Below are 25,987 nucleotides of genomic sequence, written 5' to 3'. Positions count from 1 at the left end.
GCAAAAAGTCAGTAAAGGACTCACAGTTGGTTCAGTCATTACAGGAAGCACGTTTTTACATGGTCCCCCTGTTTTGGCACTCGGTTTTACCAAGCTGTTTAAAAAATCAAAAAAAGTAGACGAAACCAATATTCAATTGGCCAATAGCTGGATTGGTGTAAACAACCACCTGATTGAAAAGGTGCTGCCAAACCTAAAGTGGGATATGGGTATAGGAAGTTCAACCGCCCTTTTTGGCGAGTCTGGCGGGTAGGAAGCGGCCGCGCAAGCGCCGCTTTGGGCACAGATCGGGCACAGATCGGGGGTTCATGCGTGGGTTTTCGACATCGCGGGGCCACGCAGCGGCTCAGTGCGTAGCCATTTCTCACCGAATCCCGGCACAGGGCCGAGCGCAGCCCTGCGGGGTCGTGGCCGCATCGGATCGGACTCTGGCTTGGCTGCCGGCTGTGTGGCCGGCGCCTCATCACGCGGCGGGCGGCGGGGCGCGCGCTGCGGGCCGGTAGTGCGCTTGCTCCAGCGCGCCGTGTTTCTCGAAGTGGGCGAGGATGGCGCGAATGGCCTTGGGGTCTTCGATGCTGGCGACGATCCGCACCGCGCCGCCGCAGTGGGCGCAGGTGGTGATGTCGATGGAAAAGACCCGCTTGAGCCGTTGCGCCCAGCTCATCGCACGGCGCTTCTGCTCGGGGCTGCGCGGCTCGTCGTGGGCGCTGACGTCCACTGGCGCCGCATCGCCCGCAGGCCGCCTGCCGCGCCCCGAGGGCGTCAGCTGCGCGCGCAGGTTTGCATTCGGGGCGAATACGCCGTGGAAGCGGGTGAGATGCGCGCGTGGCGGCGGGACCAGTGCCGCCAGCTTGGCGATGAAGTCCACCGCATCCCATTCGACATGCGTGGTGCCATTGCGCCACGGCGTCTTGAGCTGGTAACGCACCCTGCCCTGTGGCGAGATCGATAGCCGCTGCTCGCTGATCGCCGGGCGCGTGATGTAGCGGCACAGTTTTTCGAGCTTGTGGCTTTCGTGTGCTTCCGCGGCCACGCCGGCATGCAGCGAGAAGCCGCCGACCTTGCCGGCGTCGCCCTCCAGCGGACCGGCGTCGCCAGGCAGCGTTTGCAGCGTGACGACCTTGCGGCCAGCGTCGCGACCGGTGGCGATGCGGTAGGTCATCGAACTCATCCGCAGCCCATCCATGCCGTCGTCGCTACCCGCGCTGTCGGACAGGAACACGGATTCGTCTTCGCCTTCGAGCCAGCCGCGGCGCGACAGGTGCCGGCACACGCGATGCGCGATGGTGTTGGCCAGTTCCGTCAGTTGCGCCGATGTGGGCGCACGGGTGCGGTGCAGGCGCGGCTTGCGCTGCGGACGCTCGGTGGTGTCCTCGTACACGCCGTCGAGCCACAGCATGTGGAAGTGGATGTTGAGATTCAGCGCGCTGCCGAAGCGCTGGATCAGGGTCACCACGCCGCATTGCGCCGTATCCCGCGGCACGCCGGCCTGATCGGCAAGCCAACCGGCGATCACACGATGCACGATGCCCAGCACCGGGCCGATCGCCTCAGGCTTGCTGGCGAACAGGAAGCGCAACGGGTACGGGAAACTCAGCACCCATTGCCGCACCGGCCGCGGGCCGAACACCTCGTCCACCAGATGCCGCGCCGACTCGGCCATGCGCCGTGCGCCGCAGCTCGGGCACAGCCCGCGCTTCTTGCAGGAATACGCCACCAGCCTCTCGGCACGACAGTGCTCGCAGACCACGCGCAGGAAGCCGTGCTCGAGCACGCCGCAGCGCAGGTAGGTCTCGAACTCCTCGCGCACATACTCGGGCAGCGGGCGGTCTTCGGCCTCAAGACGCGCGATGAAGTCCGGGTAGTGCGCCTGCACTAGCGCGTACAGCAGCGTGCGCTCGGGCAGGTGGCGCGCGTAACGCGCAGCGGCGTGGGCGGCCGGCAGTGGCGCGCACACCTCGGCCTGCCGCCGGGGTGCGGTCAGGCGCGGCACGCAGCGCTCCGTTGCAGGGACGGCTGCTCAGGGTTGCGCCCGCGAGCACGCGTTCATATCGGCGTTTTCTGATCTTCGCGTCAGACATTGCCGCGGGGCGGGTAGGAAGTCTCCCGCCTCGGACGCCAGAACGCACAAAGCCCGGCACGAGGCCGGGCTTTGTGGTCTTGCTTGATGGATCGCGGGGCTTAGAAATCCATGCCGCCCATGCCGCCCATGCCGCCGCCGGCCGGCATCGCCGGCTCGTCCTTCTTCGGGGCCTCGGCCACCATCGCTTCGGTGGTGATCATCAGGCCCGCGATCGACGCGGCGTTCTGCAGCGCGGTGCGGGTGACCTTGGTCGGGTCCAGGATGCCGAACTCGATCATGTCGCCGAACTCGCCGTTGGCGGCGTTGTAGCCGAACGCACCCGAACCTTCGACCACGCGGTTGAGGATGACCGACGGCTCATCGCCGGCATTGGTCACGATCTCGCGCAGCGGGGCTTCCATCGCGCGCAGGGCGATCTGGATGCCGTGGTTCTGGTCTTCGTTCACGCCCTTGATGCCGGCGATCGCCGCCTTGGCACGGATCAGGGCGACGCCGCCGCCCGGGACGATGCCTTCCTCGACGGCCGCACGGGTCGCGTGCAGGGCGTCTTCGACGCGCGCCTTCTTTTCCTTCATCTCGACTTCGGTGGCGGCACCGACCTTGATCACCGCAACGCCGCCGGCCAGCTTGGCCACGCGCTCCTGCAGCTTCTCGCGGTCGTAGTCGGAGGAGGTCTCCTCGATCTGCGCCTTGATCTGCTTGATGCGCGCCTCGATGCCCGCGCCTTCGCCGGCGCCATCGATGATGGTGGTGTTTTCCTTCGACACCTGGATCTTCTTGGCGCGGCCGAGGTCCTTGATGGTGGCCTTCTCCAGCGACAGGCCGACTTCCTCGGAAATCACCACGCCGCCGGTCAGGATCGCCATGTCTTCCAGCATCGCCTTGCGACGGTCGCCGAAGCCCGGGGCCTTCACCGCGCAGACCTTGACGATGCCGCGGATGGTGTTGACCACCAGGGTCGCCAGCGCTTCGCCTTCGACTTCCTCCGCCACGATCAGCAGCGGCTTGCCGGCCTTGGCCACGCCCTCGAGGACGGGCAGCAGGTCGCGCACGTTGGAGATCTTCTTGTCGTACAGCAGGATGAAGGGATCATCCAGGTCGGCCGACATCGACTGCTGGTTGTTGACGAAGTACGGGCTCAGGTAGCCGCGGTCGAACTGCATGCCCTCGACCACGTCGAGTTCGTTGTCCAGGCCGCTGCCTTCCTCGACCGTGATCACGCCTTCCTTGCCGACCTTGTCCATCGCCTGCGCGATCAGGTCGCCGATGTTGGCATCCGAGTTCGCGGAGATCGCGCCGACCTGGGCGATTTCCTTGCTGGTCGACGACGGCTTGGACAGCGACTTCAGTTCGCCGACCGCGGCCTTCACCGCCTGGTCGATGCCGCGCTTCAGGTCCATCGGGTTCATGCCGGCGGCGACCGCCTTCATGCCCTCGCGGATGAACGCCTGCGCCAGCACGGTGGCGGTGGTGGTGCCGTCGCCGGCGTTGTCGGAGGTCTTGGAAGCGACTTCCTTCACCATCTGCGCGCCCATGTTCTCGAACGCGTCAGCCAGTTCGATTTCCTTGGCGACGGAGACGCCGTCCTTGGTGATGGTCGGCGCGCCGTAGCTCTTCTGCAGCACGACGTTGCGGCCCTTCGGGCCGAGGGTCGCCTTCACGGCGTTGGCGAGCACGTTGACGCCGCGCACCATCTTGGAGCGCGCGTCTTCGCCGAAACGAATGTCCTTGGCAGCCATTGCGAATTACCTCGAAAAATTATTCGGATGAGAAATGTGTGGGAGCGACGCGCGATCAGCCGAGGATCGCGAACAGGTCGTCTTCCTTCACCACCAGCAGCTCGACGCCGTCCAGCTTCACTTCGGTGCCGCTGTACTTGCCGAACAGCACCTTGTCGCCGACCTTGACCTGCGGCGCGCGGACCTGGCCGTTGTCCAGCACCTTGCCGGTGCCGACGGCGACGACTTCGCCCTTGATCGGCTTCTCGGTGGCCGAATCCGGGATCACGATCCCGCCGGCGGACAGCTTCTCTTCTTCCATGCGCTTGATGACCACGCGGTCGTGCAGCGGCTTGATATTGGACATGGCAACCTCGGTAAATGGTTGATTGACGTGGAAAAACCCGGCGATTTTAGCAGTCGCGCGAAGCGAGTGCCAAACCGCGGACAACAGAACCGGGCGAACCCGGCATGCCACCGAGATGGGGCGGGCCCGCCGACTTTCAAGGGCCGCACGCGGATGTCCGCCAGGCCCGCCGGATCGGGGCAGCCGCTACCCTATGCCGGTGAGCGCCCTGATCTGCTTCTGCACCTGTCCCGACGCCGACAGCGCCGAGCGCATCGCCACCGCGCTGGTGGCCGAGCGCCTGGCCGCCTGCGTCAACCTCCTGCCCGGCCTGCGTTCGGTCTATCGCTGGCAACGCAAGGTCGAGGCCGCGGCCGAGGTCCTGCTGCTGGTCAAGACCAGTGCCGAGGCCTACCCCGCCCTGCAGGAACGCCTGCGCCAACTGCATCCCTACGAACTCCCGGAGCTGCTCGCGGTCGAAGCCGCGTCCGGCCTGCCCGAATACCTGCAATGGCTGGCCGCCGAGAGCCGACCGGTAAACTGAGCCAATGACCGCATCCACGATCCGCCTGCGCCGCTGGCTGGCCGGGCTCGCCCTGCTGCTTGCGCTGCCCGCGACCTCGGCCGTCGCCCAGGACTTCGAACTGCCGCCGGTCGACGAGGTCTTCGTCCTGTCCGCGCAGGCCACCGCGCCGGACCGCATCGAGGTGCGCTGGCGGATCGCCGACGGCTATTACCTGTACCGGCACCGCACCTCGGTCAAGGCCGATGCCGCCTTCACCGGCGCGACCATGGCGCTGCCGAAGGGCAAGGCCTACCGCGACGAATTCTTCGGCGACGTCGAAACCTACCGCAAGGAATTGCTCGGCACCCTCACCGGCACGCCCGCGGCCGGCGCGAGCGCGACCACCCTGACCGTGAAGTACCAGGGCTGCGCCGATGCCGGCGTGTGCTACCCGCCGCAGACCCGCACCCTGAAGGTCGCGTTGCCGGGCGAAGCGGGCGCTGGCGGCTTCGGCTGTAAGGCGCGCGGGCTGCATGATTATGTCGTCAAGAACGGCTCTGCCGATCATCCCAACGCCGAGGTGAAATTCGCACTGGGTGATGTGGTCAACACCATGATCGGCTGCACTAATGGTGAAACGATCATGCTGTGCCACGACACCTCGCTGCCGCGCCCCTATTCTCTCGGCTTTCGGGTGCAAGGCACCGAGGGGCTGTGGATGGACGTCAACAAGTCGATCTATCTGGAGGGCAAGAGCCCACAGCCGCACCGCTGGGAGCCTGCCGAGGGCTGGTTTGCGAAATACGATCACCCGCTATGGAAACGCTACGCCGATCTGGCGGCAGGGGCCGGGCATGGCGGGATGGACTGGTTCGTGATCCACGCTTTTGTCGAGGCGCTGAAGGCCAAGGCCCCGATGCCAATCGACATTTACGACGCGCTGGCCTGGAGCGCGATCACGCCTCTGTCGGAACAATCGATTGCTGAGGGCAATCGCACGTTAGATTTTCCCGACTTCACCCGAGGGCAGTGGCGCACCCGCAAGCCGATCTTTGCGCTGAACGACGCCTATTGATCGACGCGATTTAGGCCAAGCGCACCGCAAAGGCGAAATTGGTAATCTTGTCGGTATCCTTGACGCCCGGCGCGCTTTCGACGCCGCTGGAGGTATCGACCAGCGGCGCTCCGGTGCGCGCAATCGCCTCGGCAACATTCGTCGGATTTAGCCCGCCTGCCAGCCCCCACGGCAAGGCACCGCGATATCCGGCCAGCAGCGACCAGTCGAACGCCAACCCCATGCCGCCGGGCAGCGCGCCTTTGGGGGTCTTGGCGTCGAACAAGATCAAGTCCGCCGCCCCGGCATAGGCTGCGGCGCGTGCGACATCGCTGGCGCTGGCGACGGGCAGCGCCTTCCACACCGGCTTGCCAAACCGCGCGCGCAACTGGGCCACGCGTTCGGGCGATTCCGAACCGTGCAGCTGCAGCGCGTTCAGCTTGGCTGCCACCAGTGCGTCGGCGATGACAGCATCATCCGCATCGACGAACAAACCGACCATGGCGATCTGGCCAGCTGCGCGCGATGTCAAAGCGCCCGCGACATTCGACGTAACCGCACGGGGCGACGCTGGATAGAACACCAACCCGGCATAGTCCGCCCGCGCCGCGATGGTCGCATCGAGCGCCTCGGGTGTGCTGATCCCGCAAATCTTGATTTTCGCGGGCATGCGGTCAGTCGGGGTTCTGGATCAGCCGCACCAGCGTGCAGTCGGGATCGATCAGGTAGCCGATCCTCAGGCCGCTCGCCTCCAGTTGCGGAGCTTTGAAGCGCGGCCAGCCGGTGCTTTTTTCCTCGGCTCCCGCCGCGTTCACCAATGCCACCATGGCATCGAGATCATCCAACCGCAGGCAACAGCCGAACGAGCTCGTAGCTGGGTCGAGGTCAGGATAGGGGAAGAATTCGAGCTGCAAACCGCCGCGCTGCAGGATCATCCAGCCGCGATCCTTCCAACTCGTCGCAAAGCCCAGCTTCGCATAAAACGCCTCTGTCACATCGAAATCGCGCGATGGCAGATTGGGGGTGACGTGGTCAGCCATGGCTCAGCGCAGCTTGTCGGCCATGCGGGCCGTATGAGTGATTGCGGCGCGGCTATCGGGGGCGGAATGGCTCATCACGATCATGCTGGCCTTGGGGAACGCCGCACCAAACGCGCGCGCTGACGCGGCGTAGTGCTCAGTGTCGGCATCACCGAGATTGCCGAGCGACTTGGCCTTGCTGTCCTTGATCAGGCAGCCACCAAAAGCGATGTCGGTGCCGTCGATCCCAACGGTGATATTGTCACTGGTGTGGCCGGGGCCGGGGTAAAATACCTTGAGCGGGCCAAAGTTGGGCGCGGTTGCTGGTTCGACCCAGCCATTGGCGGCGAAAGTCAGGCTGTGTTGCGCCGCAACCATCCCCTCTTGCGGGGCAAGCTGGTTCGACAACGCATTGGCATAAGTCGCAATCCCCGCCGCATGCAGCGCGTCCATACCGCCCATCTTGTCCTGATGCGCGTGAGTCACCACCGCCAGCGCGACCGGCAGGTTGATCTCCTGCTTGATCCAGTTGAGGATCTGGGCGGTCTGGTCATCGGTCCAGGCGGTATCGACCACCAGCACGCGGCCGCCATCCCTGACGATCAAACCGTTGGAAGCGACTGCCCCGAAACCCGGCATGTCGAGATAGGAAGTGTGCTGCCAGACATTCGGTGCGAGCTGGCGGAAAACCAGATCGCCAAACCGTTGGTCGCCAGTTTCCATTTGCTGGCCAATCGTCGGGCGGATTTCACCGGGCATGCACCCGCTCAGCATCAATGCAGCGGCTAATGCGGTGCTCAGCTTCGCGACCGGGTGCATAATATTGGGCAATTCCATCAAGTTTTCCTTTTATTCAGCATTAAAAACCCCGCAAATGCGAGGCCTAGTAAATAGATGATCTTAATTTGGTTCACTGTAGCAAAAATATGGGGCGAATTCAAACATGAGGTGCGACAGTTTCAAAAGCCATATGATAATCAACAAGCTGAGCAAATTTCTCTAATGGTGTAAGCCAATCTAACGCCTTTCTAGGACGAGTATTCAGTGACATGGCAACTTGATTTAAATAATGCTGATCTGCCTGATTTAAATCAATCCCTTTAGGGAAGGTGCGAATAAGCGGGGAAATTCTTCTCGGCTGACTCAGTCATTTCATTTCTTCATGTTTGAGCCGATTTTTTCTCTCGTAAATGCCTTGAATCAGCCTATTTAGACCGTTTCTTCGCCATTTAAGGCGTTATCCCCAGTTTTTAGTGAGATCTCTCCCACTGACGTATCATTTGGTCCGCCCGAAACAGGTTGGCCAGCGTGAATAACATCGCCAGTTGGTTATCGTTTTTCAGCAACCCCTTGTATCTGGCTTTCACGAAGCCGAACTGTCGCTTGATGATGCGAAATGGGTGCTCCACCTTGGCCCGGATGCTGGCTTTCATGTATTCGATGTTGATGGCCGTTTTGTTCTTGCGTGGATGCTGTTTCAAGGTTCTTACCTTGCCGGGGCGCTCGGCGATCAGCCAGTCCACATCCACCTCGGCCAGCTCCTCGCGCTGTGGCGCCCCTTGGTAGCCGGCATCGGCTGAGACAAATTGCTCCTCTCCATGCAGCAGATTACCCAGCTGATTGAGGTCATGCTCGTTGGCCGCGGTGGTGACTAGGCTGTGGGTCAGGCCACTCTTGGCATCGACACCAATGTGGGCCTTCATGCCAAAGTGCCATTGATTGCCTTTCTTGGTCTGATGCATCTCCGGATCGCGTTGCTGCTCTTTGTTCTTGGTCGAGCTGGGTGCCTCAATGATGGTGGCATCGACCAAGGTGCCTTGAGTCATCATGACGCCTGCTTCGGCCAGCCAGCGATTGATGGTCTTGAACAATTGGCGGGCCAGTTGATGCTGCTCCAGCAGGTGGCGGAAATTCATGATGGTGGTGCGGTCAGGCAAGGCGCTATCCAGGGATAACCGGGCAAACAGACGCATGGAGGCGATTTCGTACAGAGCATCTTCCATCGCGCCATCGCTCAGGTTGTACCAATGCTGCATGCAGTGAATGCGTAGCATGGTTTCCAGCGGATAAGGTCGCCGGCCATTACCAGCCTTGGGGTAAAACGGCTCGATGACTTCCACCATGTTTTGCCATGGCAGAATCTGCTCCATGCGGGACAAGAAAATCTCTTTTCTGGTCTGACGGCGCTTACTGCTGAATTCACTGTCGGCGAAGGTAAGTTGATGACTCATGATGAACCCTGTTCCATGGCTCCAGATGACAAACATGATCTCATATCAGGGACTTGTTCGCACCTTCCCTAGGATGTCTTTTAATGAGTTCAGCAAATTTTCTGGCTGAAAAGCCTTCTTTTCTTGACTCAAGCATTAATGCAGTACGATCTTCAAAGTTAAGATGATGGTATGACAATTTTATATACTCCATAAACCCTTTAAATTAATTAGGTGGTTTATGTCGCACTTCAAGTTTTACTCTGCCAACTTTAAATCAGTGGCTCCACTAACACTCTTCACTTATTTATTTAAAATTTAGCGACGTTAAAAGACAATTAAGTATTTTTAGATAATGGGGTTCTAGGGATTTTCCGTCCAAAAACGACAAAGTGCTCTGGAGGCCGCGCCGTCCGTGGCCTCCAGAGGGGTATTACTTTTCGCTGACGGGTAAATATCCCTCGATTGAGCGCATAAGCTCCTCCAGATCTGGCAATTTTTCGCTCAATTCGAAGTGGTAAGTCCCCTTGAGGTTAATGTTGTGCCAGGCCACAGGGGATGCCTGTTTGACGATATCTATTCTCTTGGTATCTCCTTGGTATTCGAAGCTGGTCAACAGCTGGCTGAGTATCCTGGAGTTGAAGTAAACGATGGCATTGGTGACCAGGCGAGCGCACTCATTCCATAGCTGGATTTCTTCGTCTGAACTGCCCCGGAACTGATCCCCATTGACGCTGCTCACGGCCCGACGCAGTTGGTGATAGGCCTCTCCCCGGTTCAGCGCGCGCTGAACATAGTTTCTTAAACTGGCATCATCGATGTAGCACAGTAGATAATTCGCTTTCACCAGGCGATTGTATTCCGTCAGGGCTTCCAGCAGCGGGTGATTGCGCTTGTACTCCGAGAGCTTTCTCACCAAGGTGGCTTGCGTTGTTTTCCGCTGCTTAAGTGATACTGCAATCCGTTGGATGGTATCCCAGTGCTGCGCAATACGATGGGTATTGATTGGCTTTTTTAAGCACAGCTGAATTCGGTGTTCTTTGTCTTCCTTGACATCAAACATGTCATTGATCACTTTGCCAACCTGGGCATAGCGTGGGGCAAACTGGTATCCGAACAGATCCAGTAACGCGAAGTTCACATGGTTCACCCCATGGGTATCGGTTGAGAGCACATCCGGAATGATGTCTGACGTATTGCTCATCAACAAATCAAAGATGTAGTGCGATTCATGTTCGTTGGCGCCGATCACTCTGGCGTTGATCGCAGCGTGATTGGCGATCAAGGTCATGGCAGAAACACCTTTTTGAGTGCCAAAGTACTTCGACGAATAACGGGTTTTGAAGGTCTCGCGCCGGGCTTCGAACTTTTGACCATCGGCACTGGCGTGGATCACATCTTCCTGGATGTTGTAGTACCGGAAGATGGGTAGCTTGGCTGTCGCGTTATTGATGTTGTCGTTAGCAGCATTCAATGTTTCCAGGCGAAGATAGTTCGCCTGGATAGTGCTGAGCTGATCATAGGTACGATCAGAGATCTGTGCCATGCCGTAAATGCCTTGATTGGTTGCATTGCCGACCAGAATTGCCAACAGGTCATATTCATGGGAACGGCTTCTGGATTGGGAACCCAGCACATGAGCGAAGCAGTCAATGAAACCGGTGTCACGATCAACCATGCGCAGTACATCCGCAATCCCCGTTGTGGGAATTTGCTGGAAGAAGGGATTGTTGACCAGATGATGTTTGCTGGCCGAAGGCAGGCGCCAGAAGCGTTTACCCTGCGGATTACGCAAGATGATATTCCGGTTGTCTTCCTGTTCAAGATATTCGCCGACTTCGTACAAACGGGTATCCAATTCCATGGCCATCTGTTTGATCAGCTTTTCAGGCTCCTCCGCTAATTTTGTAAAATGGCTCTGTTGAAGCAGCGTATATTTGTTTTTTCGCCAATGTTCCCCGTCGATCAGGTCGGCGTCGAGTGCCCGGTATTTAGTGATATCAGGCAGCGTCAGCTGGCCATTCAGGCGATCAGGAATCTGTTGATAGAGGAACCACTCATAACGATCGATCAGGATATTCCCTTCACCATCCAGCAGGAATTCACGTGATTTTTTGGAAAGGAGTCTGGTGTCGGCAGTTTGCAACTGAGCGTCCTGGCCGTTGAGTTCGTTTTGTGTTTTCGCCAAGGCGGCCGCTAAGTGCTGGGTGCCGTCGCAGCCTTCGAAGCGCAGACATAGGAACAACTCTCGCAGCAAACCTTTCCGCAGACTTTCTTTCTCGTCGCAGTACTGCCACATGGCTTCATCGACCGATCGTCGCTGCTCGTTCAGGAAGAGACATACAGATTCCAGATCCCTTTTGGTCAGCAGGCTCAGTGCTTGCTGTCTTACTGTTGCAAACGGTAGTTGCAGATCAATGCTGTCATCAATGAACAGGTGCAGTACTTCAGCTGCCTTGCTGACATTTTTAGCTGCTTTTTGCCAATCCTTAAACACCGCTTCCTGCGCATAATCCTTTGCCTTCTGTTTGGTCTGTCTGACATGATGCACAAAGCCATCGGCAATACGTTCCAGCGCTTGCTGCCATCGCGTTTGAAGATAGCACAATAAATACAGCCATTGGCTGCCTACGGTTTGACGTTTCAGTTTGGCACCGTAGTAGTCGACTTTCTCTGCCAGGTGTTGCAGATTTTTCTGCGACAGTGATAGCGTGCTCAACAGCAGATCCACTTCCGGCATCCAATGCTGGATATGGCGATAGACAATCAGTTCTTTCTCCAACTCGGTTCCGGTGAAGTTACGAGCCGATTGTCGCAACTGTCGGAACGGCAGTGGACCTGTGCCGTTCACGAGCTCCGCCAGTGCTTGCTTAAGACCGCGTGACATTGCACGCTCAAGGTGCGCGGCCATGTGTTCCTGTTCGTCTCCCACCACCTGACTGATGATCTTTTGCAGCGTGCTGTAGGCAGGGATTGCGATCTTCTGCCCCGAACAATATTCATTGGCCGCATCGAAGAGGTGCCTAGGCGCTGTCCAGGCTCTGGCTTGCTGGGATAAGTAATCTCTCAACGCCGCTCCATGGTCTTTGACATTTCAGCGCTGGTAGTTGCAGAGCTGGAAAACACGTTGGTAAATCCGTTCGTTCTCTTTTGGCGTGAGATTAAAGGGTCTACAGCCTGGGCCTGGTAGAACGGTTTGATAAACGTATTTGAGGTCCTGCTTGATCTGATGAAAGCCGGGATTCAGCACCACCGGCTTGGCTTTGAAATAGCCCAGCAGTACCACCAGCATGTAACGCTGGCCCCGATGACGGAGGCTTTTAGCGATCGCCAGTTCCTTATCGTTCAGCGAGAAAAAGAAGCGTTGGTCGGCGGAGGTGAAAGCGGGGGGTCCATATAACTCATCTTGTTCTGCCTCGGACAAGATTTGGACACGTTCTTCGAATGCCATGGATTTAGCCCAAAAAGACTAAATCTTACTCAAACAGAGCCCAAATAGGGATCTCGAAAAAAGTAATACCCCTCTGGAGGCCACAGACGGCGGGGCCTCCAGAGCACTTTGTCGTTTTTGGACGGAAAATCCCTAGAACCCCTCAGTGGGACGAAATGATCCGGACCGCTGGCTCCCTGAAGCTGGGCAAAGTACAGGTTTCAGTGCTGGTCCGTTCATTGCTGAAAAGTGAACGTCCTTCCGGACTGACTCAGGCAATCATTGAAGTGGGGCGCATCAACAAAACGCTGTATCTGCTTAATTATATTGATGATGAAGATTACCGCCGGCGCATTCTGACCCAGCTTAATCGGGGAGAAAGTCGCCATGCCGTTGCCAGAGCCATCTGTCACGGTCAAAAAGGTGAGATAAGAAAACGATATACCGACGGTCAGGAAGATCAACTGGGCACACTGGGGCTGGTCACTAACGCCGTCGTGTTATGGAACACTATTTATATGCAGGCAGCCCTGGATCATCTCCGGGCGCAGGGTGAAACACTGAATGATGAAGATATCGCACGCCTCTCCCCGCTTTGCCACGGACATATCAATATGCTCGGCCATTATTCCTTCACGCTGGCAGAACTGGTGACCAAAGGACATCTGAGACCATTAAAAGAGGCGTCAGAGGCAGAAAACGTTGCTTAACGTGAGTTTTCGTTCCACTGAGCGTCAGACCCCTGTTACCGATGCAAGAACAGGGGAGTTTCATGAAATGCCTGTTTAGGAGTGATTAAAGGTAACTTGTGCGCAGAAGGTCAGGTGTGTGGTGGTTAGTACAGACTAGTGAATGTTGTAACTAAACTATATTTTTATTAAAGGCCGGAGGTGGTGTTCCTCCGGCCTTAATTACGTTTCCGTGTTCATTAGTCGATGAACTGGCGGATCAGTTCCAGAATGGCAATCAGCGCGTTTGCAAGCGCCGCTACCGCCCTCAGAACGATGATTAACAGGTTAATCATCCGTTTTCTCCATAAATGGAGTAAAGACACCGTGGCTTGCTCTTACACTGCCTGTCACCACGGCTTCTCTTCGTCTTGTCAGTTGTAGAGAGTCTCACTCCTGCCAGAGCACAGATAACCAGCACCACCTGTATTACCTGTCAGGACTTTGAACCTGTTCATGCCGCATTTAGCGGAATGCAGGGAGAGACTCACCACAGAGCTAACCCTCTGATTATACGTTTATCTAACGTTCAGGCAAACCGTTAACGCACAGTCACTGCCCGTCATATTGCATAATCAGGCTTCACGGATTATCATACTATTGTCAGTTGTAGAGAGTTTCCCTTCCGGGCTGAGTTACCAGCTCGCACCGGAACCGTAAAAAAGCCGACCTCACCAGTCGGTTTTTTTACGTCTGCGGTTTCCCGCTTCGTTTAAATCTATTTTAAATGAATAAATTGTTCTGCGGCAAACCCAACAACATAAGGACGTTAGGGTTGATGGTTGCCGAAATCGCGGTGCGTTACGTGAATTCTGAGGTTTTGCGAGGGGGATTGGGCGCGAGAATTTACGAGAGAGCGCCGGAACAATGCCGGGATCACAAACCATCACCCGTGAAAGAAATCTTCCGGCATTGCCCGGTCAGGTAGTATGACATTCATTGTCAACGGCCATCAATTTATAAGCTGCTTTGCACTTCATAAAAGATCACCACCAGGGCTGCTAAAACAGTACCGATAGCCAGCACGTTAAAAAGTACGTCCTTCATCTTTACGAACGACATACTGATTTGCGTCCTTTCCCTTTTGTCAGCCTTCTCTATCATCCAGCGTTGGTATGAATCACTGTTACTTTTTCTGTCCATGTTCCCCCCAATTCATCAATGAGCACCAGGCGGCCACCAGGCTTCTTGCCAACAAAGTAACGGCCTCGCGGCAGACGTTCGCCAGTCTTCAGCCGTTCGATCCAGTCCTGAAATGCAGGGCGCGGTTTATAGCTGTAGCGGCCAAAATCAGCTAAAGACTGCGTGACCATGACTGTTTGGCAGCCATGCTTTCTCATATCACGAAACGTATTTTCCAGTGCAGCCAGTGTATTCATTTGCACGTTCTCTCTGCTTTTCCCATGAAGATATTAACGACACTCAAAACTAACACCGTTGGCATGATCACGGCAGCATAGCCGACAGCAACGGCCTGATATATGGTCAATGAGTAGTCGGGCTGTTTATACAATACGACTGAAAAAATGCTCCCCAAACAAGCAAGCAGAGTTAAAAACAAGTAATCGACAAATCTGTTTTTATAGATAACCCATGCAACGATGCAGGGATATGACACCAGGCACAGGATAATCGCATTTGTGGTATGCACGTTTCGCTCCTTGTTATTTAAGGGTTGTCAGCCAGATCAAACAGATTGTTCAGGCTGGAACGGAATTGTTTTACCGATGATACCAGCTCCTGACTCCGCGCTTTTTCCTGCGCCAGTTCACGCCGTAGCTGCGCCATCTCGTCTCTGTTACGCTGAAGCTCAAGGATAGCCGTCATAAAGGTTTTGCTGGCTGATGCCTGTCCGGTCGCTTCCTGCGCCTTTTTAATGGCCTGATCTTCGTCGTCATTCGTTCTGATTGTGTAATGCCCCATGATACCCCTCTTTTGCTGTCATTTTTGCGCTGCCGGCGCGAACCCGGGAAGAAACTTTGCTGGCAAAAAACACTGGCCAACAGATGTGACCGGGAAAATTTGCTGGCAATTAATTTTCGATGAAAGCCAGCTCGCAATCGCCGCATTCAATATTCAGTCCGGCTTTGCCCCACACGGCAGCGCCACACCCGCGACACTGATATTTAACTTTATTTCGTTTTGGCTTGTCCTCAAATGCTGCAACTGACAAATCATTGTCATTGCTCCCGGCCATATCATCTGAATGGCTCCCGTTCTGCGGTGACACTGACGGCAGCAGAGCCATAGAAAGCACCGCTTCTATATCAATCCCGGCCTCAGCATTTTGATGCGCCAGAGCAAGCGTTTCGCGCCATTGCTCTATTACGGCGGTCATATCTTTTTGTTGTTCGACCTGGACAGGGAAGCGATCAAACCAGCTCAAAGCAAATTGCCCCTGGAACAGTTCCAGTGTGACGCGCTGGAAGCGGCCACCAGGGATCGGATAGTCATTAATCTTCTGGCCGACTTTCGCACCACCAGGTCTCCCGGTGGAGGAGGGCATAAGTCCGATACTTTCCATTTTTGCCGCCCACTGCGCATTGTGGTACGTCTTACGCGACGGGTTGCCGTAGTGGTACTGCCACATATGGCACTGCTCATGAACCAGCGTTTGCATGACTTCAATAAGCGGGTACACCGGGAAGTATTCAGGATTGAGGGCGATTTCATCAATCATCCTGCCGCTGCCGTCAGCAGCAACAAAGCGCCTGTAACTGAAATAGCCCATTGTGTTCTTGCCGCGCTGGAACGTAATCAGACAGTCAGGGAGTTCGCCGTCAAAAAGGCGCTGGTTATAGAAATCAAACGCCTGTTGTAGCTCGCTGTAAGCGCGTTCCGTGGCTCTTGTCATGCTGAAGTTCGCTTAGCGGCGTTCCGATATTCCTGTAACTCTGCAACAATAGCAGGGAACACATCAGCGCAACGCTGTGCCAGCTTAACCGCCTTTGAACAAACGCCCATACCATGTGCTCTTTTGAGCGCCTCCAACAAATCTGCCAGTTCCTCGTCAGTGATTTTTTCAGTCATCTATTAAGCTTCTCCATTATCTGTATCGTACGATACAGATAATATAAACCACACCTTTGATAGCGGCAATCTTTTTTGCTGGCAATTTCACGCCCAGGGCGGGCATCGAGCGGGTAATATTGCTGGCAAAAATCAACGGCCAAACCGGCTGCAGGAAACTGGTTTGCTGGCAAGCGTGATTTACTGCTGGGCTTGACACCTTGCCATTGTATGACGCTTGTTTTAGTGTCAAATGAACAACCAGCGCGAGAAGAATATAGGAAGCAAAAGCAATGGATATCAAACCTAACTCAGTGATCCACCTGGAGCCAGGCGAAACATTACCCGGCTATACCAATCTGAAACCCGTACCTGATAAGTATTTCGATGAGTTAAAGGCACTCATAAATAAACTCAATACTCAATCCGGTAATATTTACCTCAAGTTAAAACAGATGTACGCCTTTTTGGATCGTTTTAACAAAGAATTTGTGAGCACGTTTACCTCCTGTCAAAAGGGGTGCTCTTCGTGCTGTAAAATGGATGTTCATTTAACCGCGCTTGAGGCAACACATATTGCACAAGCAAGTAAACTTACTGCCAGAGACAACCCGCTTACGACCGGGCATGAGTCAAAATGTCCGTTTTTGTCTGAGAAGGGAACATGCTCAATCTACAATTACCGCCCGCTGTTATGCAGGACATATCATGTACTCACTCCGCCGGAGATGTGTAATGACCTGGATGCACAAGTCATGCAGTATGGTTCTCAAAGCGCGAACATGGGAAATCACATCTACAAAACAATAGCAGAGTGGATCTATTTTCAGACGTATCACTGCACTGGTAAGTTAGAAACCAAAGATATCAGAGACTACTTCCCTTATCCCCGCGAAGATATCCAAAGATTTCTTCACCATAACCCCCCGCGCCCTTTTTGCTAAAAAAAAGCCTCTGACGCAGTGTCAGAGGCTTGTTAGATTACTGTTCGTCACCAGCAGTGCTGGAAGCATCTTTTTTGATGAGAAACTCATCAAGAGAACGGCCAGCTTTTAACGCTTCGTCGATTGGTTTTGGTGTCCGGCCACGACCAGACCAGTATTTCGTTTCGCCGTTTTCATCAAACTGATATTTAGGCGGCGCTTTTGGCAACGTCTTTTTGCGTGTTTTTTGCGCATCTTCGGACAGGCCAAGCAGTTCTTCCGGTGAAAAACCTTCTCCGGCAATCAACTGGAGCAGTTCCTGGCGCTTTCTTTCGCGCTCTGCGCGTTCTGCTGCCTCACGCTCTGCTTCTTCACGACGTTCTTCGATCACGGCGTTAAGCTTTTCCTGCATTTCCAGCAGTTGTTCAAAGCTGGTTTCTCGCGCAAAAACACGAACAGAGCGAATATTCAGGAGTAGCTTTTTTGTTGCGTCAAACGTTTCATTTTCACTCATCGAGTTAATCCTTATTTTTTACTGAACTGAAACCCAAGTTTACCCGTAGTTTTATCCTGCAAAACAATTGCAGCGTCAAACTTTTTCCCGGTTTTATTACTGGTAAAGCCTTTAATCTCTCCGGTTTTACCTTTTTTGATTAATGTCTCAACCTGATTTTGTGTCAGTTTTTTTCCTGACACTTCAGACCAGATTTTAAACTCGCACCCGGAACAGAAAAAGCCTTTAGGCCGGATAATAATTTCTTTACTGCATGAAGGGCAGGGGGCTTCGAGCCGGGACATGGAACCTTCTGATCTGGATTTTGCTTCCATATCCGGTTTGCCGTCTTTGTCCGGGAATGTTGTCTTGCATTCAGGGTAGCAGGAGCATCCCCAGAAAAAGCCATTTTGCCCCTTACGCTTACGCAGGAAACCGTTGTTACAAACCGGGCAGGGCGTGGCATTTGAAGAAATCGAAATTCCGTTCCTGTCCAGCTCGTCGATTAACCCCTGGACGTACTCATCATTTTCCTTAATAAACTCCTCAACTGTCAGCTCTCCGGCTTTGATCTGAGACTGCTTTTCAGCCCACAGAGCGGAGATATCCGGTTTAGTGATTTCAGGAGGCAGTGCAGCGCAAAACTCCTGGCCTTGTTTTGTGGTTTTCCATACCAGCTCCGAATACCCCTTTTCTTTTTCGATGGAGATAAGCCCGGTATTTGCCGCCAGTTTCTCAAGAATACCCGCGCGGGTGGCTTCCGTTCCGATACTGCCACGATCACTGCTGCCCTCGTCTTTCGCTTCCAGCGCCTTTCTGAGAGCCGGATCATCAATGAATTTTGCCGCACTCGTCATGGCGGCCAGTAACGTTGACTCTGTGAAATAGCGAGGTGGTGTAGTCTTTTTCTTGTCCACGTCTGCCGATTCACACAGGCCGCTGTCATTAAATTTCAGCAATGAAAGGTCAAAACCGTCCGTTCCGGCATCTTCGGTTTCGTCCTCGTCATCACTATCCTTACCCAGCGCTTCCCAGCCCTTTTGTACCAGAACGCTCTGTGTGGCCGTAAAGGTATCCCCCTTAATATCAAAGTGGATTTTCGTCTTGTTGCGGATCGCATCCGGGTAGAACAGCCCGATAAAGTAGACGGACACCAGGTTATAAACGTTCCGCTCTTTTTCATTAAGCTGAATACCGGCTCCGCTTTTTGTCGTCGGGATGATGGCGTGGTGCGCCTCAATCTTACTGGCATTAAAGGCTTTGTGTTTCTGGCCTTTATCCATATCTACGATCGCAGACGCCAGTTCGGGTACGGTGGCCGCTATAGCAGTGGCAATATCTCCGGCCTGGTAATAATGCTCATCTGAAAGATAGCGATTGTCAGAACGTGGATAGGTCAGAAGCTTGTGAGTTTCATACAGCCCCTGCATCACATCGAGCGTATCTTTTGCAGAATAACCAAATCGCTTTGCGCAGAGCTGCTGAAGCGTGGAAAGGTTAAGCGGAAGCGGAGGCTTGCTATTTTCCGGCTTTGTCGTCGCGATAGTAACAATAGCATCCTTACCCGTAACACGTCCGGCAATATGCGCGGCCTGAGCTTCGGAGATCAGGCGTTTTTTCTCGTCTATCTGATCGTCGTCTGTTGTCTGATATTTCGCCTTAATCTGATGCCCGTTCATCGACAGACTGGCGAATACATCGTAATAAAAGCTTTCTGTGTGATTCTGGTTCGCCAGCGTGCGCATGTTCACCAGACCAAGAACGGCACTTTGTACCCGGCCAACGTTCAGAACGCCGTCATAGCCCTTCTCACGGCCTTTTAATGTACATCCCCGCGTCATGTTATAGCCAAAACCCTGATCGCACAGGGAACGCGCCAGGGCGCTTAACGTCATACCGCGAAATTTATCGTTAGGTTGTAAATTCGACAGTGATTTTTGCACTGGCGCAAGGTTGAGGTCGGCAACAAGCAGTCGCTGGACGGGTTTCTTGTTTCCGGCATAACCCAGAATCTCATCAACCAGCAAACATCCTTCATCATCGGGGTCGCCTGAATGAACGATGCTGTCGGCTTTATCGATAAGAGACAAAATAATGCGGGTCTGTGCTTCTGATTCAGGCTTGATTTTATATTTTGGCGGATAAACCGCTTTAATGGGTAAATCACTATAACGCCAGTTGGAATATTTGTCGTCATAATCCTGTGGGTCGTAAAGCTCCAGCATATGACCATAACACCAGGTAACGACATCAGAACCGTGTTCAAAATAGCCGTTTTTCTTTTCTGTATTGGGATTTCCGCCCAGTCCTTCAAAAATAGCCTTTGCTAAAGACGGTTTTTCTGCAATAAAAAGTCTCATTAATCAATCCTCAAGGTAACTTGAATAGTCAGGCTGCGCACCATTCTTTTTAAAGATTTCTTCCCTTTCCTCTATGTCTTCTTCTGCCTCCTGCACACTAAGGTCAAGGGTTCCTTTCAAAAAGGCACGCGCATTCTTGATTACATCTACTGTTAATTCGTTTTTTGTTCCGCGAATCATGCCAATAGCAATATTTATTATCTCCTTTATTTCAGCAGGAGTCGTTCTGTCCAGCACCGCGCCAAGTTCTTTAAGGTCAATATTTATATCGTCTGGTAAGTACATTTTGGCACAAGCGGCAGCGGCTTTAGTCCGAAAAGCACCTACAGATATGATTCTGTCAATTCTGCCAGGGCGTTTTCTGATGCGCGGATCAATCCGGTTAGGATAGTTCGTTGAAAAAATAACATATGTCCCGGCAAGATTTCGCGGTGTATCAGCCCCATCAAGAAAACTTAACGTTCCGGCATCAGCCCGATAAAGTTCATCAACCTCTTCAGCTATTATGATAACGGGTATTTTCTTTTGAGCTGCGGCATAGCAAACATCTTTAAAGTAATCATCAGCATAAACAAATACATATTTATCCTGATATTTTGCCCCCAAAGCTTTTGCGATAGTCGTTTTCCCTGTGCCCGGAGGACCAGTAAAAAGCACTTTTCGCATTCCTGACTGACCATAACGGGTGTAGAAATCAATATCCGAAAAGAACTGATTAAAGTCATTCTCCAGCTCATTAAACTTTGGATGAACAGAAAAACGTAAAGCGTTTTCTATTTCTTCCTTCCTTGCCTTACCGTGATAATAAACGCCGTCGTAACACCCGATTTTCCAGATACCTTTACGGGGTAAAGAGCGGTTTAATTTAGCGCGTCCAGCTTCGCAAAGATTATGAAGCATCGACATACTTTTGGTTGTGCCAACTGCGTACTCCATTCTGACTTTAGAGTTAAGAATGAAGCGAATAATATGAACCACTTCATTTTGACCAAGATGAATCCGGTATGCTCCCGAACCATCTTTAAACATAAGCTTTTTAATCCTCCCGGCTTTAGCCATAACAGGGCTACTTCCCGTATGAACGACGGTTGAAGCAACGGGTTCGATATCAAGATTCGAATAAATTTTACGATTCTTTCTGTTTATAAAAATCTCTGCCACTTTAGGATAGTAATCACAATCCTTTACGACAGTACCAAAATTATCTTCACCGTAATATTCTTTATGGAGCCGTAAAGCCTGCTCTACCAGAGTTAATTTACCCATATGCGCACCATGTATATTAAAAACCGTGACGTTGCCTGAAGATTTTCTTCAGGCAGAGGAGGGGTTGGACAAGCGAAGCGCGTCAGTTTTGTTTATGACGCCACTCCCACGGAGGAACGGGATTACTGTCAGCCCACAGGCCGCGCTTCTGTGTCTGAGCTTCCCGTTGCAGAGCCGGTAATGAGTTATCGGTGTTGTACCTGTCATAAACCCATGCAGCCCCTTTTAGCACTTGCTGGCGGTTAGCCTCAGTGCCGTTCGCTGTCACCACTCGTCCCAGGACTCGCCCGTAGCGATCTGTTTGCGTATAAGAGACGGTAACTGATTGCCCTGCCAGCAGGGCTTTAAGTTGATTGGTTGACCAGCGACCAAAGGGTTGTTTTTTTTCCGGTGCATCGATATTTATCAATCGGACTCGAATCGGAACTTCATACACAACAATTTTCGCGGGTAGTGTTTTAACTTCGATGGTATCTCCATCGAGAACGCGAATAACTTTCCCCTGAATCTGAGCAGCACACAATGTAGCTGGCAACAGGGCAACAGCAAAGGAAAGAACATTAAAAAAATGTCTCATTGCTTTCTTCCCTCCCATATTGCTGAGAGTCTTTTAAAAATGGATAAAACGACGACTAAAGCCACTGCGATAACAGCCAACGAAGGAAGTACATAGCTGTATAACTCAACCATGAAATTAATAAACTCAATGAGCGATTGCGGCTTTAAGGAAGCATCCCACAAAACGATAACAAAACGATAAAGCCCATAGACAATTGCCGGAAACCAGACCATAAACAACAAAATTTCAGTAAAAACAGAAGCGACCGATTTGACACTATCGATAATTTCAATTCCGGCAATTCTCACACTTCTTGCATCAGGTACGTTAATAATTTTCATCCTCCCACCCCTGTAAAAAATGTTCGCAAGTTCCAGTCTCAAACCTGAAACTTGCGTATTCACATCAGAATTAAATCAAACAGAATTAAAAGTTTTTCAATCGGCCAAAGCTTGAAATAATTTTACTTACTGTACCTGCATCAGCCGCAGGACATTCATTTAGTTTTTTCTTTCTGGCATCTGCCGTGTGATCGGGTAAAAAACCATGTTTATTCTTTTTCCTGATTGACATAAAACTTTTATACATCGGGTCACATTCTGCCGGACTACTTCCGTCAAGTTTTCCGGCAAGGCATAACACCATTGCACATGGATCGTTCGGGTCGGCCTTTTCCTCAGCATGAGCAGTTCCGGCAGCGAACGCACAAAGCAGCACTGCCGTGGTTACGGTCTTTTTCATATACACCTCATGGATAACGGGCAACTAACGCCCTGCGGTTGTTCAACCCCGGCTCAATAAAATTACAAGAATTTTATTAATCCGGCGTTATCGTGATAAATAAACACTGGTAGTCCGGCAAGAAAAACAGTTCATTTTATAACGATACTGTATGACACCGTTTGCACCGTTCGCCCTCAACCAGTTTTTAGCTGTGAAAAAGTCTGTTCCGTTACTGGTTTCAACAATCACTGAATCAGAATGTGCAACAGAATAAAAAACAGCATCATCGTAAAGGCGGTTTTCAGGCCTGAAATTATGGATAACCTTAACCCACGATGAATTAACCTTGTCTGATTTAATAACTGAGTATGTCGGTTGCCAGTCCATTAATTGTGTATTCACCGTTTCAGGATTCTGTTCCCAGTCAACCTGTGGTGGTTCAGGCGGAGAGGAACAGGCAGAGAGAAAAAGGACACTGACCATTAACATTTTTTTCATAGTAAAACCTCTGACTCCAGCTCACCGACGGAGAGCATTTTTTCTTTAGAAGGATATTTAAGCCCTTTAACACCCAATACTTTTTTAGTCTTATTCAGAGAGGCGGTTAACTCGGTAAGTTTGGGGCTTACCATCATCAGCCTGTCCATAAAATACGGGTCGAGGAAGTAGAGGGCTTTCTCAGCTTTAACCGGGTTTTCACCTTTAAGAATGATAAATTCTTCTTTAAAATCCAGCGTTCCCAGCTCCTGCGGGAGCACAAGGGCGCGCTGCGCCTCACTTTCTGAACTGCTTTTCGACGTTGAGCGTCCGCTTGTCTTGCTTGAACCTGTCGATTTGGTGGTGATATAGCCCAGCTTTTCCGAAATCTTTTTAGCGTCATCTTCTTCACTGACAGCGTAGATAATCCGGCAGGGATGCGCACTCATCAGCGTTTTGGCACCTTCAACACCATAGATTTCATTAAGCTGACTGATATTCTGGTAAATCGTCAGAAGTTTGAGTTTAAACCCGGCAATATAACCCGAACCTTTTTTAATGATTGGCATGTAACCAATAGACGGAAACTCATCCAGGAACATCAGACAGTCATGTTTCAGTGTCGGGTCAAAGTCAGGGTTTTCTCGTAACGTGACTTCCACAACGAAGTTAAAGAACAGGTTGAGGAAGTCATAGGCCAGGGACATATCTTCAGCATTAACGCCAACATAAACAGTGATATCTTCCCGGCGCAACTGGCGAAGGTCGAAATCATTGCCGTCTGTACATTTGCGAACAGTCGGAAGATAAAACAGACTCATTTTCTTACGAAACGAACCATCAATACTCGAACGTTGTTCGTCTTCGGTTTCGTGATACTCCCTGATTTTGGTCAGGGCATCGCGCAGATGATACAGCGCGTTTTCATCAAGTCCTTTTGTTCCCTCCAGGTCTTCTCGCTTACTGAGTATCAGCTCCCGGTCGATGTTGCTGTACAAATCGACTACAGAACCAATTGAGAAAACAGGTTTAAGCCCGAACTCACCAAGCCAGGAGGGGTCGTAGTTAATAAAGAAATGAAGCAATTTTGCCAGCCCCGTCCAGTACTGCCCCGCGAGGTTATTAAAGTGTGCTTCCGCTCCGGTCAGACCGTAAGACGGGAACAGGATCTCAATCAGCTTCAGCAGGTCTTTAGCCCCGCTCTCTTCTTTTAAATCAATATAGAAAAGCGGGTTAAACTGATGCGTTTTACTGTTGAAAGGGTCAAGAAGATAGACCTTATTACCCAGCAGTTTTTCACGTACCTTACTGGTGATTTTCCACAGTTCCTGTTTTGGATCTAATGCAATCAGGGAATGTTTCCTGACCAGCAGGTTTGGAATACCTATTGCAGCCCCTTTACCTGCGCGGGTTCCTGCGCCAAGTGATACAAAATCTGGTGCGGTATACCACAGGTATTTACCTTTATATGCACCTACAAGAATATCAGTATCGTTTTCTTTCTCCCATTTCAGAAGTTTCGATTTTCTTAAATCATTATCACTGGCAAACTTCGCGTCACCATAAAGAGCAACATCCGTTTTATTCAGTTGCCAGATAATAAAAACAGGCACAATGAGAGACGAAACCATACCTGATAAAAGAGAGGGGATTGCGGTTAACCTGATATCTGTCCGTATATTACTCTCTGTTATTATCCGCCACAGCAGCATGGAATCAAAATTCTTCCATATATAAAGCGGCGTTTTTCCGTTCAGGAAGTAAACAGCAACTGAGCCAGTATAATACGTCACAAGACACATAACCAGACCGATAAAAGCCCACTGGCCTTTATCGGGTAGTTTCAGAGACATAATCACTCCTTCAGCTTTTCAAAGTATTCCTGAAAATGAATATCACGATAGTAAATACCCGATGCAAATCGGTTATCTTCCTCATCGATGTACTTAATACTCATAATCACATCGACGTTGCTTAACACCCTCCGCAATATAATGTTATAAGGCAAATTCTGACATTCAGGGTTCATATAGCACCGTTGAACCAGTCCAAGCACAGCATCTTCAGGGGTGCTCTCATGGACGGTTGTAAGGTTCCCTGCATGGCCGGAACTTGAGCCTTTGAGAAAATCCCAGGCTTCCGCGCCGCGAACCTCAGTCATGAGGATTCTGTCCGGGTTCATACGAAAACCAGAACGTAAAAGAGAAGCGGAACTGACAGTGCTACTTTCCCCTTCTGACGGGTAATACAATTTCACATGATTTTTGTGGAACCTGAACTTTGCTTCATCTGTATCTTCAATTGAAATACATCGTAAATGATGGGGTATGTACTGAAGACAGGCATTTGCAAAGGTGGTTTTACCCGCCCCCGTTCCGGCACAAAATACCATCGTTTTACCCTTAACCAGGCATTCAGGGACAAATTGTTCAAAACAATTATCTTTAAACATTGAAGATAATTCATCTTCTTTATCCCTGAATTTCCCCCCTTGATTTAGCCTTGAGTAAAACCCTTGTTTAACAAAGGTATCATGGTCGATAAACACACTGGACGGCTTACGGATTGTAATAGACACCGTTTCCCGTTCCGTTGCCGGGGGAATAACTATTTGTACACGCTCCCCTCCGGGGAGCGTAACAGAACGTAAGGGATATTCTGGCGTAACCGACCCACCATCATGATAATCAGAAATTGCCCCTGCAAATGACATACAATCTTTAAAATCCATTTTTAATTCATGCTGCTGCCATTTCCCACTCACTTTAACAAACAGTTCATCAGGCCGATTTACCGCGATTTCAGTTAAACCATCGACTTCATTAAGCCAGTGGTGGAAGTATTCATCTATTATTTCATAAACAATATGTCTGTTCTCTGCATCCTTCATAATTCACCTTTTCCTTTAAGATCTTCAATAAAACGCATGACTTCTTCGTAATTAAATCGATGCGTTTTGATTTGTTTCAGTGGTTTGGGGAAAGGAACGCCATTTATTGGTATGCCCTTACGAATATGATGGTATATTTCGCTTTCCCTTATTCCTAACAGCATTGAAAACTCTTTGATATCCAGCGTTATCAA

General features: G+C 52.0%; 28 protein-coding genes and 4 pseudogenes. 5 read left to right on the top strand and 27 right to left on the bottom strand.

Features of this window, described 5'->3' with window-relative positions:
- On the top strand, window positions 1–253 hold a 253-nt coding region (locus ACOI6Z_RS25610), incomplete at its 5' end, for a hypothetical protein (protein ID WP_094909534.1).
- Window positions 254–463: 210 nt separating this feature from the next.
- On the opposite strand, the gene ACOI6Z_RS25605 is transcribed toward ACOI6Z_RS25610, so the two are convergent.
- The 3 genes from ACOI6Z_RS25605 to groES all read right to left on the bottom strand — a co-directional run bounded on the left by ACOI6Z_RS25605 (window position 464) and on the right by groES (window position 4,168).
- Window positions 464–1,945 carry an IS91 family transposase gene (locus tag ACOI6Z_RS25605; RefSeq protein WP_032723056.1) on the bottom strand — a complete coding sequence of 494 codons (1,482 nt, stop codon included), beginning with the start codon at window positions 1,943–1,945 and terminating at the stop codon, window positions 464–466.
- A gap of 236 nt (window positions 1,946–2,181) precedes the next feature.
- The gene (gene groL / locus ACOI6Z_RS25600; RefSeq protein WP_004201176.1) at window positions 2,182–3,822 is read right to left on the bottom strand and encodes a chaperonin GroEL; all 1,641 of its coding nucleotides are present in this window, start codon (window positions 3,820–3,822) and stop codon (window positions 2,182–2,184) included.
- A gap of 55 nt (window positions 3,823–3,877) precedes the next feature.
- Window positions 3,878–4,168: a co-chaperone GroES gene (groES, locus tag ACOI6Z_RS25595; protein ID WP_004201172.1), complete on the bottom strand. Its 291-nt coding sequence runs from the start codon at window positions 4,166–4,168 to the stop codon at window positions 3,878–3,880.
- Window positions 4,169–4,361: 193 nt separating this feature from the next.
- Between groES and cutA the strand changes: the two genes are divergently transcribed.
- Together cutA and ACOI6Z_RS25585 are read left to right on the top strand one after the other, a co-directional pair.
- Complete coding sequence (gene cutA / locus ACOI6Z_RS25590) at window positions 4,362–4,691, top strand: divalent-cation tolerance protein CutA (protein WP_004201171.1); 330 nt, start codon at window positions 4,362–4,364, stop codon at window positions 4,689–4,691.
- Window positions 4,692–4,695: 4 nt separating this feature from the next.
- Window positions 4,696–5,727, top strand: coding sequence for a protein-disulfide reductase DsbD domain-containing protein (locus ACOI6Z_RS25585; protein WP_004201169.1), 1,032 nt, complete (start codon window positions 4,696–4,698; stop codon window positions 5,725–5,727).
- Window positions 5,728–5,737: 10 nt separating this feature from the next.
- On the opposite strand, the gene ACOI6Z_RS25580 is transcribed toward ACOI6Z_RS25585, so the two are convergent.
- The 7 genes and pseudogenes from ACOI6Z_RS25580 to ACOI6Z_RS25550 form a co-directional block, all read right to left on the bottom strand.
- Window positions 5,738–6,376 carry a phosphoribosylanthranilate isomerase gene (locus ACOI6Z_RS25580; protein ID WP_004201168.1) on the bottom strand — a complete coding sequence of 213 codons (639 nt, stop codon included), beginning with the start codon at window positions 6,374–6,376 and terminating at the stop codon, window positions 5,738–5,740.
- 4 nt (window positions 6,377–6,380) lie between these two features.
- Window positions 6,381–6,746: a bleomycin binding protein Ble-MBL gene (ble, locus tag ACOI6Z_RS25575; RefSeq protein WP_004201167.1), complete on the bottom strand. Its 366-nt coding sequence runs from the start codon at window positions 6,744–6,746 to the stop codon at window positions 6,381–6,383.
- Window positions 6,747–6,749: 3 nt separating this feature from the next.
- On the bottom strand, window positions 6,750–7,562 hold the full coding sequence (locus tag ACOI6Z_RS25570) for a subclass B1 metallo-beta-lactamase NDM-1 (protein WP_004201164.1): 813 nt from the start codon (window positions 7,560–7,562) through the stop codon (window positions 6,750–6,752).
- 100 nt (window positions 7,563–7,662) lie between these two features.
- Window positions 7,663–7,845: pseudogene (locus ACOI6Z_RS25565) on the bottom strand (IS30 family transposase); the annotation flags it as partial.
- Window positions 7,846–7,975: 130 nt separating this feature from the next.
- Entirely contained in the window at window positions 7,976–8,956 is a 981-nt protein-coding gene (locus ACOI6Z_RS25560) for an IS5-like element IS5 family transposase (RefSeq protein WP_000019402.1), read from the bottom strand.
- 70 nt (window positions 8,957–9,026) lie between these two features.
- Window positions 9,027–9,134, bottom strand: a pseudogene (locus ACOI6Z_RS25555) (helix-turn-helix domain-containing protein); the annotation flags it as partial.
- 234 nt (window positions 9,135–9,368) lie between these two features.
- Window positions 9,369–12,386 (bottom strand): annotated as a pseudogene (locus tag ACOI6Z_RS25550) (Tn3-like element IS3000 family transposase).
- Window positions 12,387–12,529: 143 nt separating this feature from the next.
- Here ACOI6Z_RS25550 and ACOI6Z_RS25545 point away from each other — a divergent pair.
- Window positions 12,530–13,042: pseudogene (locus tag ACOI6Z_RS25545) on the top strand (Tn3 family transposase); the annotation flags it as partial.
- Between the two features lie 251 nt (window positions 13,043–13,293).
- Here ACOI6Z_RS25545 and dqlB read toward each other — a convergent pair.
- The 7 genes from dqlB to ACOI6Z_RS25510 form a co-directional block, all read right to left on the bottom strand.
- Complete coding sequence (gene dqlB / locus ACOI6Z_RS25540) at window positions 13,294–13,389, bottom strand: DinQ-like type I toxin DqlB (protein ID WP_000609145.1); 96 nt, start codon at window positions 13,387–13,389, stop codon at window positions 13,294–13,296.
- Between the two features lie 804 nt (window positions 13,390–14,193).
- Window positions 14,194–14,472: a hypothetical protein gene (locus ACOI6Z_RS25535; protein WP_001093608.1), complete on the bottom strand. Its 279-nt coding sequence runs from the start codon at window positions 14,470–14,472 to the stop codon at window positions 14,194–14,196.
- Window positions 14,469–14,744 carry a hypothetical protein gene (locus ACOI6Z_RS25530; RefSeq protein ID WP_000557557.1) on the bottom strand — a complete coding sequence of 92 codons (276 nt, stop codon included), beginning with the start codon at window positions 14,742–14,744 and terminating at the stop codon, window positions 14,469–14,471. Before ACOI6Z_RS25530 ends, ACOI6Z_RS25535 begins: the two co-directional genes overlap by 4 nt.
- Window positions 14,745–14,761: 17 nt before the next feature.
- Complete coding sequence (locus ACOI6Z_RS25525; protein WP_000510385.1) at window positions 14,762–15,016, bottom strand: hypothetical protein; 255 nt, start codon at window positions 15,014–15,016, stop codon at window positions 14,762–14,764.
- A 109-nt stretch (window positions 15,017–15,125) separates the two neighbouring features.
- On the bottom strand, window positions 15,126–15,947 hold the full coding sequence (locus tag ACOI6Z_RS25520) for a SprT-like domain-containing protein (protein WP_000196235.1): 822 nt from the start codon (window positions 15,945–15,947) through the stop codon (window positions 15,126–15,128).
- Window positions 15,944–16,123 (bottom strand): hypothetical protein, encoded by a 180-nt coding sequence (locus ACOI6Z_RS25515; protein WP_000136657.1) that lies wholly within the window; start codon window positions 16,121–16,123, stop codon window positions 15,944–15,946. The genes ACOI6Z_RS25520 and ACOI6Z_RS25515 overlap by 4 nt, the downstream gene beginning before the upstream one ends.
- A gap of 16 nt (window positions 16,124–16,139) precedes the next feature.
- Window positions 16,140–16,406 carry a hypothetical protein gene (locus ACOI6Z_RS25510; protein WP_032072053.1) on the bottom strand — a complete coding sequence of 89 codons (267 nt, stop codon included), beginning with the start codon at window positions 16,404–16,406 and terminating at the stop codon, window positions 16,140–16,142.
- Here ACOI6Z_RS25510 and ACOI6Z_RS25505 point away from each other — a divergent pair.
- Window positions 16,396–17,046, top strand: a complete 651-nt coding sequence (locus ACOI6Z_RS25505) for a YkgJ family cysteine cluster protein (RefSeq protein WP_000351937.1) — start codon at window positions 16,396–16,398, stop codon at window positions 17,044–17,046. The two genes, ACOI6Z_RS25510 and ACOI6Z_RS25505, sit on opposite strands and share 11 nt — an antisense overlap.
- Window positions 17,047–17,083: 37 nt before the next feature.
- Here ACOI6Z_RS25505 and ACOI6Z_RS25500 read toward each other — a convergent pair whose 3' ends face one another.
- The 10 genes from ACOI6Z_RS25500 to ACOI6Z_RS25455 all read right to left on the bottom strand — a co-directional run bounded on the left by ACOI6Z_RS25500 (window position 17,084) and on the right by ACOI6Z_RS25455 (window position 25,987).
- A complete protein-coding gene (locus ACOI6Z_RS25500) occupies window positions 17,084–17,539 on the bottom strand; it encodes an H-NS family nucleoid-associated regulatory protein (RefSeq protein ID WP_001293458.1) in 456 nt (151 codons plus the stop codon).
- An 11-nt stretch (window positions 17,540–17,550) separates the two neighbouring features.
- Window positions 17,551–19,878: a type IA DNA topoisomerase gene (gene topB, locus ACOI6Z_RS25495; RefSeq protein ID WP_004199098.1), complete on the bottom strand. Its 2,328-nt coding sequence runs from the start codon at window positions 19,876–19,878 to the stop codon at window positions 17,551–17,553.
- A 3-nt stretch (window positions 19,879–19,881) separates the two neighbouring features.
- Complete coding sequence (locus ACOI6Z_RS25490) at window positions 19,882–21,144, bottom strand: AAA family ATPase (RefSeq protein WP_000517490.1); 1,263 nt, start codon at window positions 21,142–21,144, stop codon at window positions 19,882–19,884.
- Window positions 21,145–21,226: 82 nt separating this feature from the next.
- Window positions 21,227–21,721, bottom strand: a complete 495-nt coding sequence (locus ACOI6Z_RS25485; protein WP_001215543.1) for a thermonuclease family protein — start codon at window positions 21,719–21,721, stop codon at window positions 21,227–21,229.
- Window positions 21,718–22,044 (bottom strand): hypothetical protein, encoded by a 327-nt coding sequence (locus ACOI6Z_RS25480; protein WP_004208538.1) that lies wholly within the window; start codon window positions 22,042–22,044, stop codon window positions 21,718–21,720. The genes ACOI6Z_RS25485 and ACOI6Z_RS25480 overlap by 4 nt, the downstream gene beginning before the upstream one ends.
- Before the next feature lie 85 nt (window positions 22,045–22,129).
- Window positions 22,130–22,444: a TrbM/KikA/MpfK family conjugal transfer protein gene (locus tag ACOI6Z_RS25475; protein ID WP_000754496.1), complete on the bottom strand. Its 315-nt coding sequence runs from the start codon at window positions 22,442–22,444 to the stop codon at window positions 22,130–22,132.
- A gap of 87 nt (window positions 22,445–22,531) precedes the next feature.
- Window positions 22,532–22,924, bottom strand: a complete 393-nt coding sequence (locus ACOI6Z_RS25470; protein ID WP_000738524.1) for a cag pathogenicity island Cag12 family protein — start codon at window positions 22,922–22,924, stop codon at window positions 22,532–22,534.
- Window positions 22,921–24,756 carry a type IV secretory system conjugative DNA transfer family protein gene (locus ACOI6Z_RS25465; RefSeq protein WP_000053822.1) on the bottom strand — a complete coding sequence of 612 codons (1,836 nt, stop codon included), beginning with the start codon at window positions 24,754–24,756 and terminating at the stop codon, window positions 22,921–22,923. The genes ACOI6Z_RS25470 and ACOI6Z_RS25465 overlap by 4 nt, the downstream gene beginning before the upstream one ends.
- A 2-nt stretch (window positions 24,757–24,758) precedes the next feature.
- A complete protein-coding gene (virB11, locus tag ACOI6Z_RS25460; protein ID WP_000650512.1) occupies window positions 24,759–25,793 on the bottom strand; it encodes a P-type DNA transfer ATPase VirB11 in 1,035 nt (344 codons plus the stop codon).
- Window positions 25,790–25,987 carry a DNA-binding protein gene (locus ACOI6Z_RS25455; RefSeq protein ID WP_000629109.1) on the bottom strand — a complete coding sequence of 66 codons (198 nt, stop codon included), beginning with the start codon at window positions 25,985–25,987 and terminating at the stop codon, window positions 25,790–25,792. The genes virB11 and ACOI6Z_RS25455 overlap by 4 nt, the downstream gene beginning before the upstream one ends.

The organism is Klebsiella sp. C239 (assembly GCF_048822715.1).
Lineage (GTDB): Bacteria > Pseudomonadota > Gammaproteobacteria > Enterobacterales > Enterobacteriaceae > Klebsiella > Klebsiella quasipneumoniae.
Note: the sequence above shows the minus strand (reverse complement) of the source record. Positions and strands in the feature narration are given on the sequence as shown.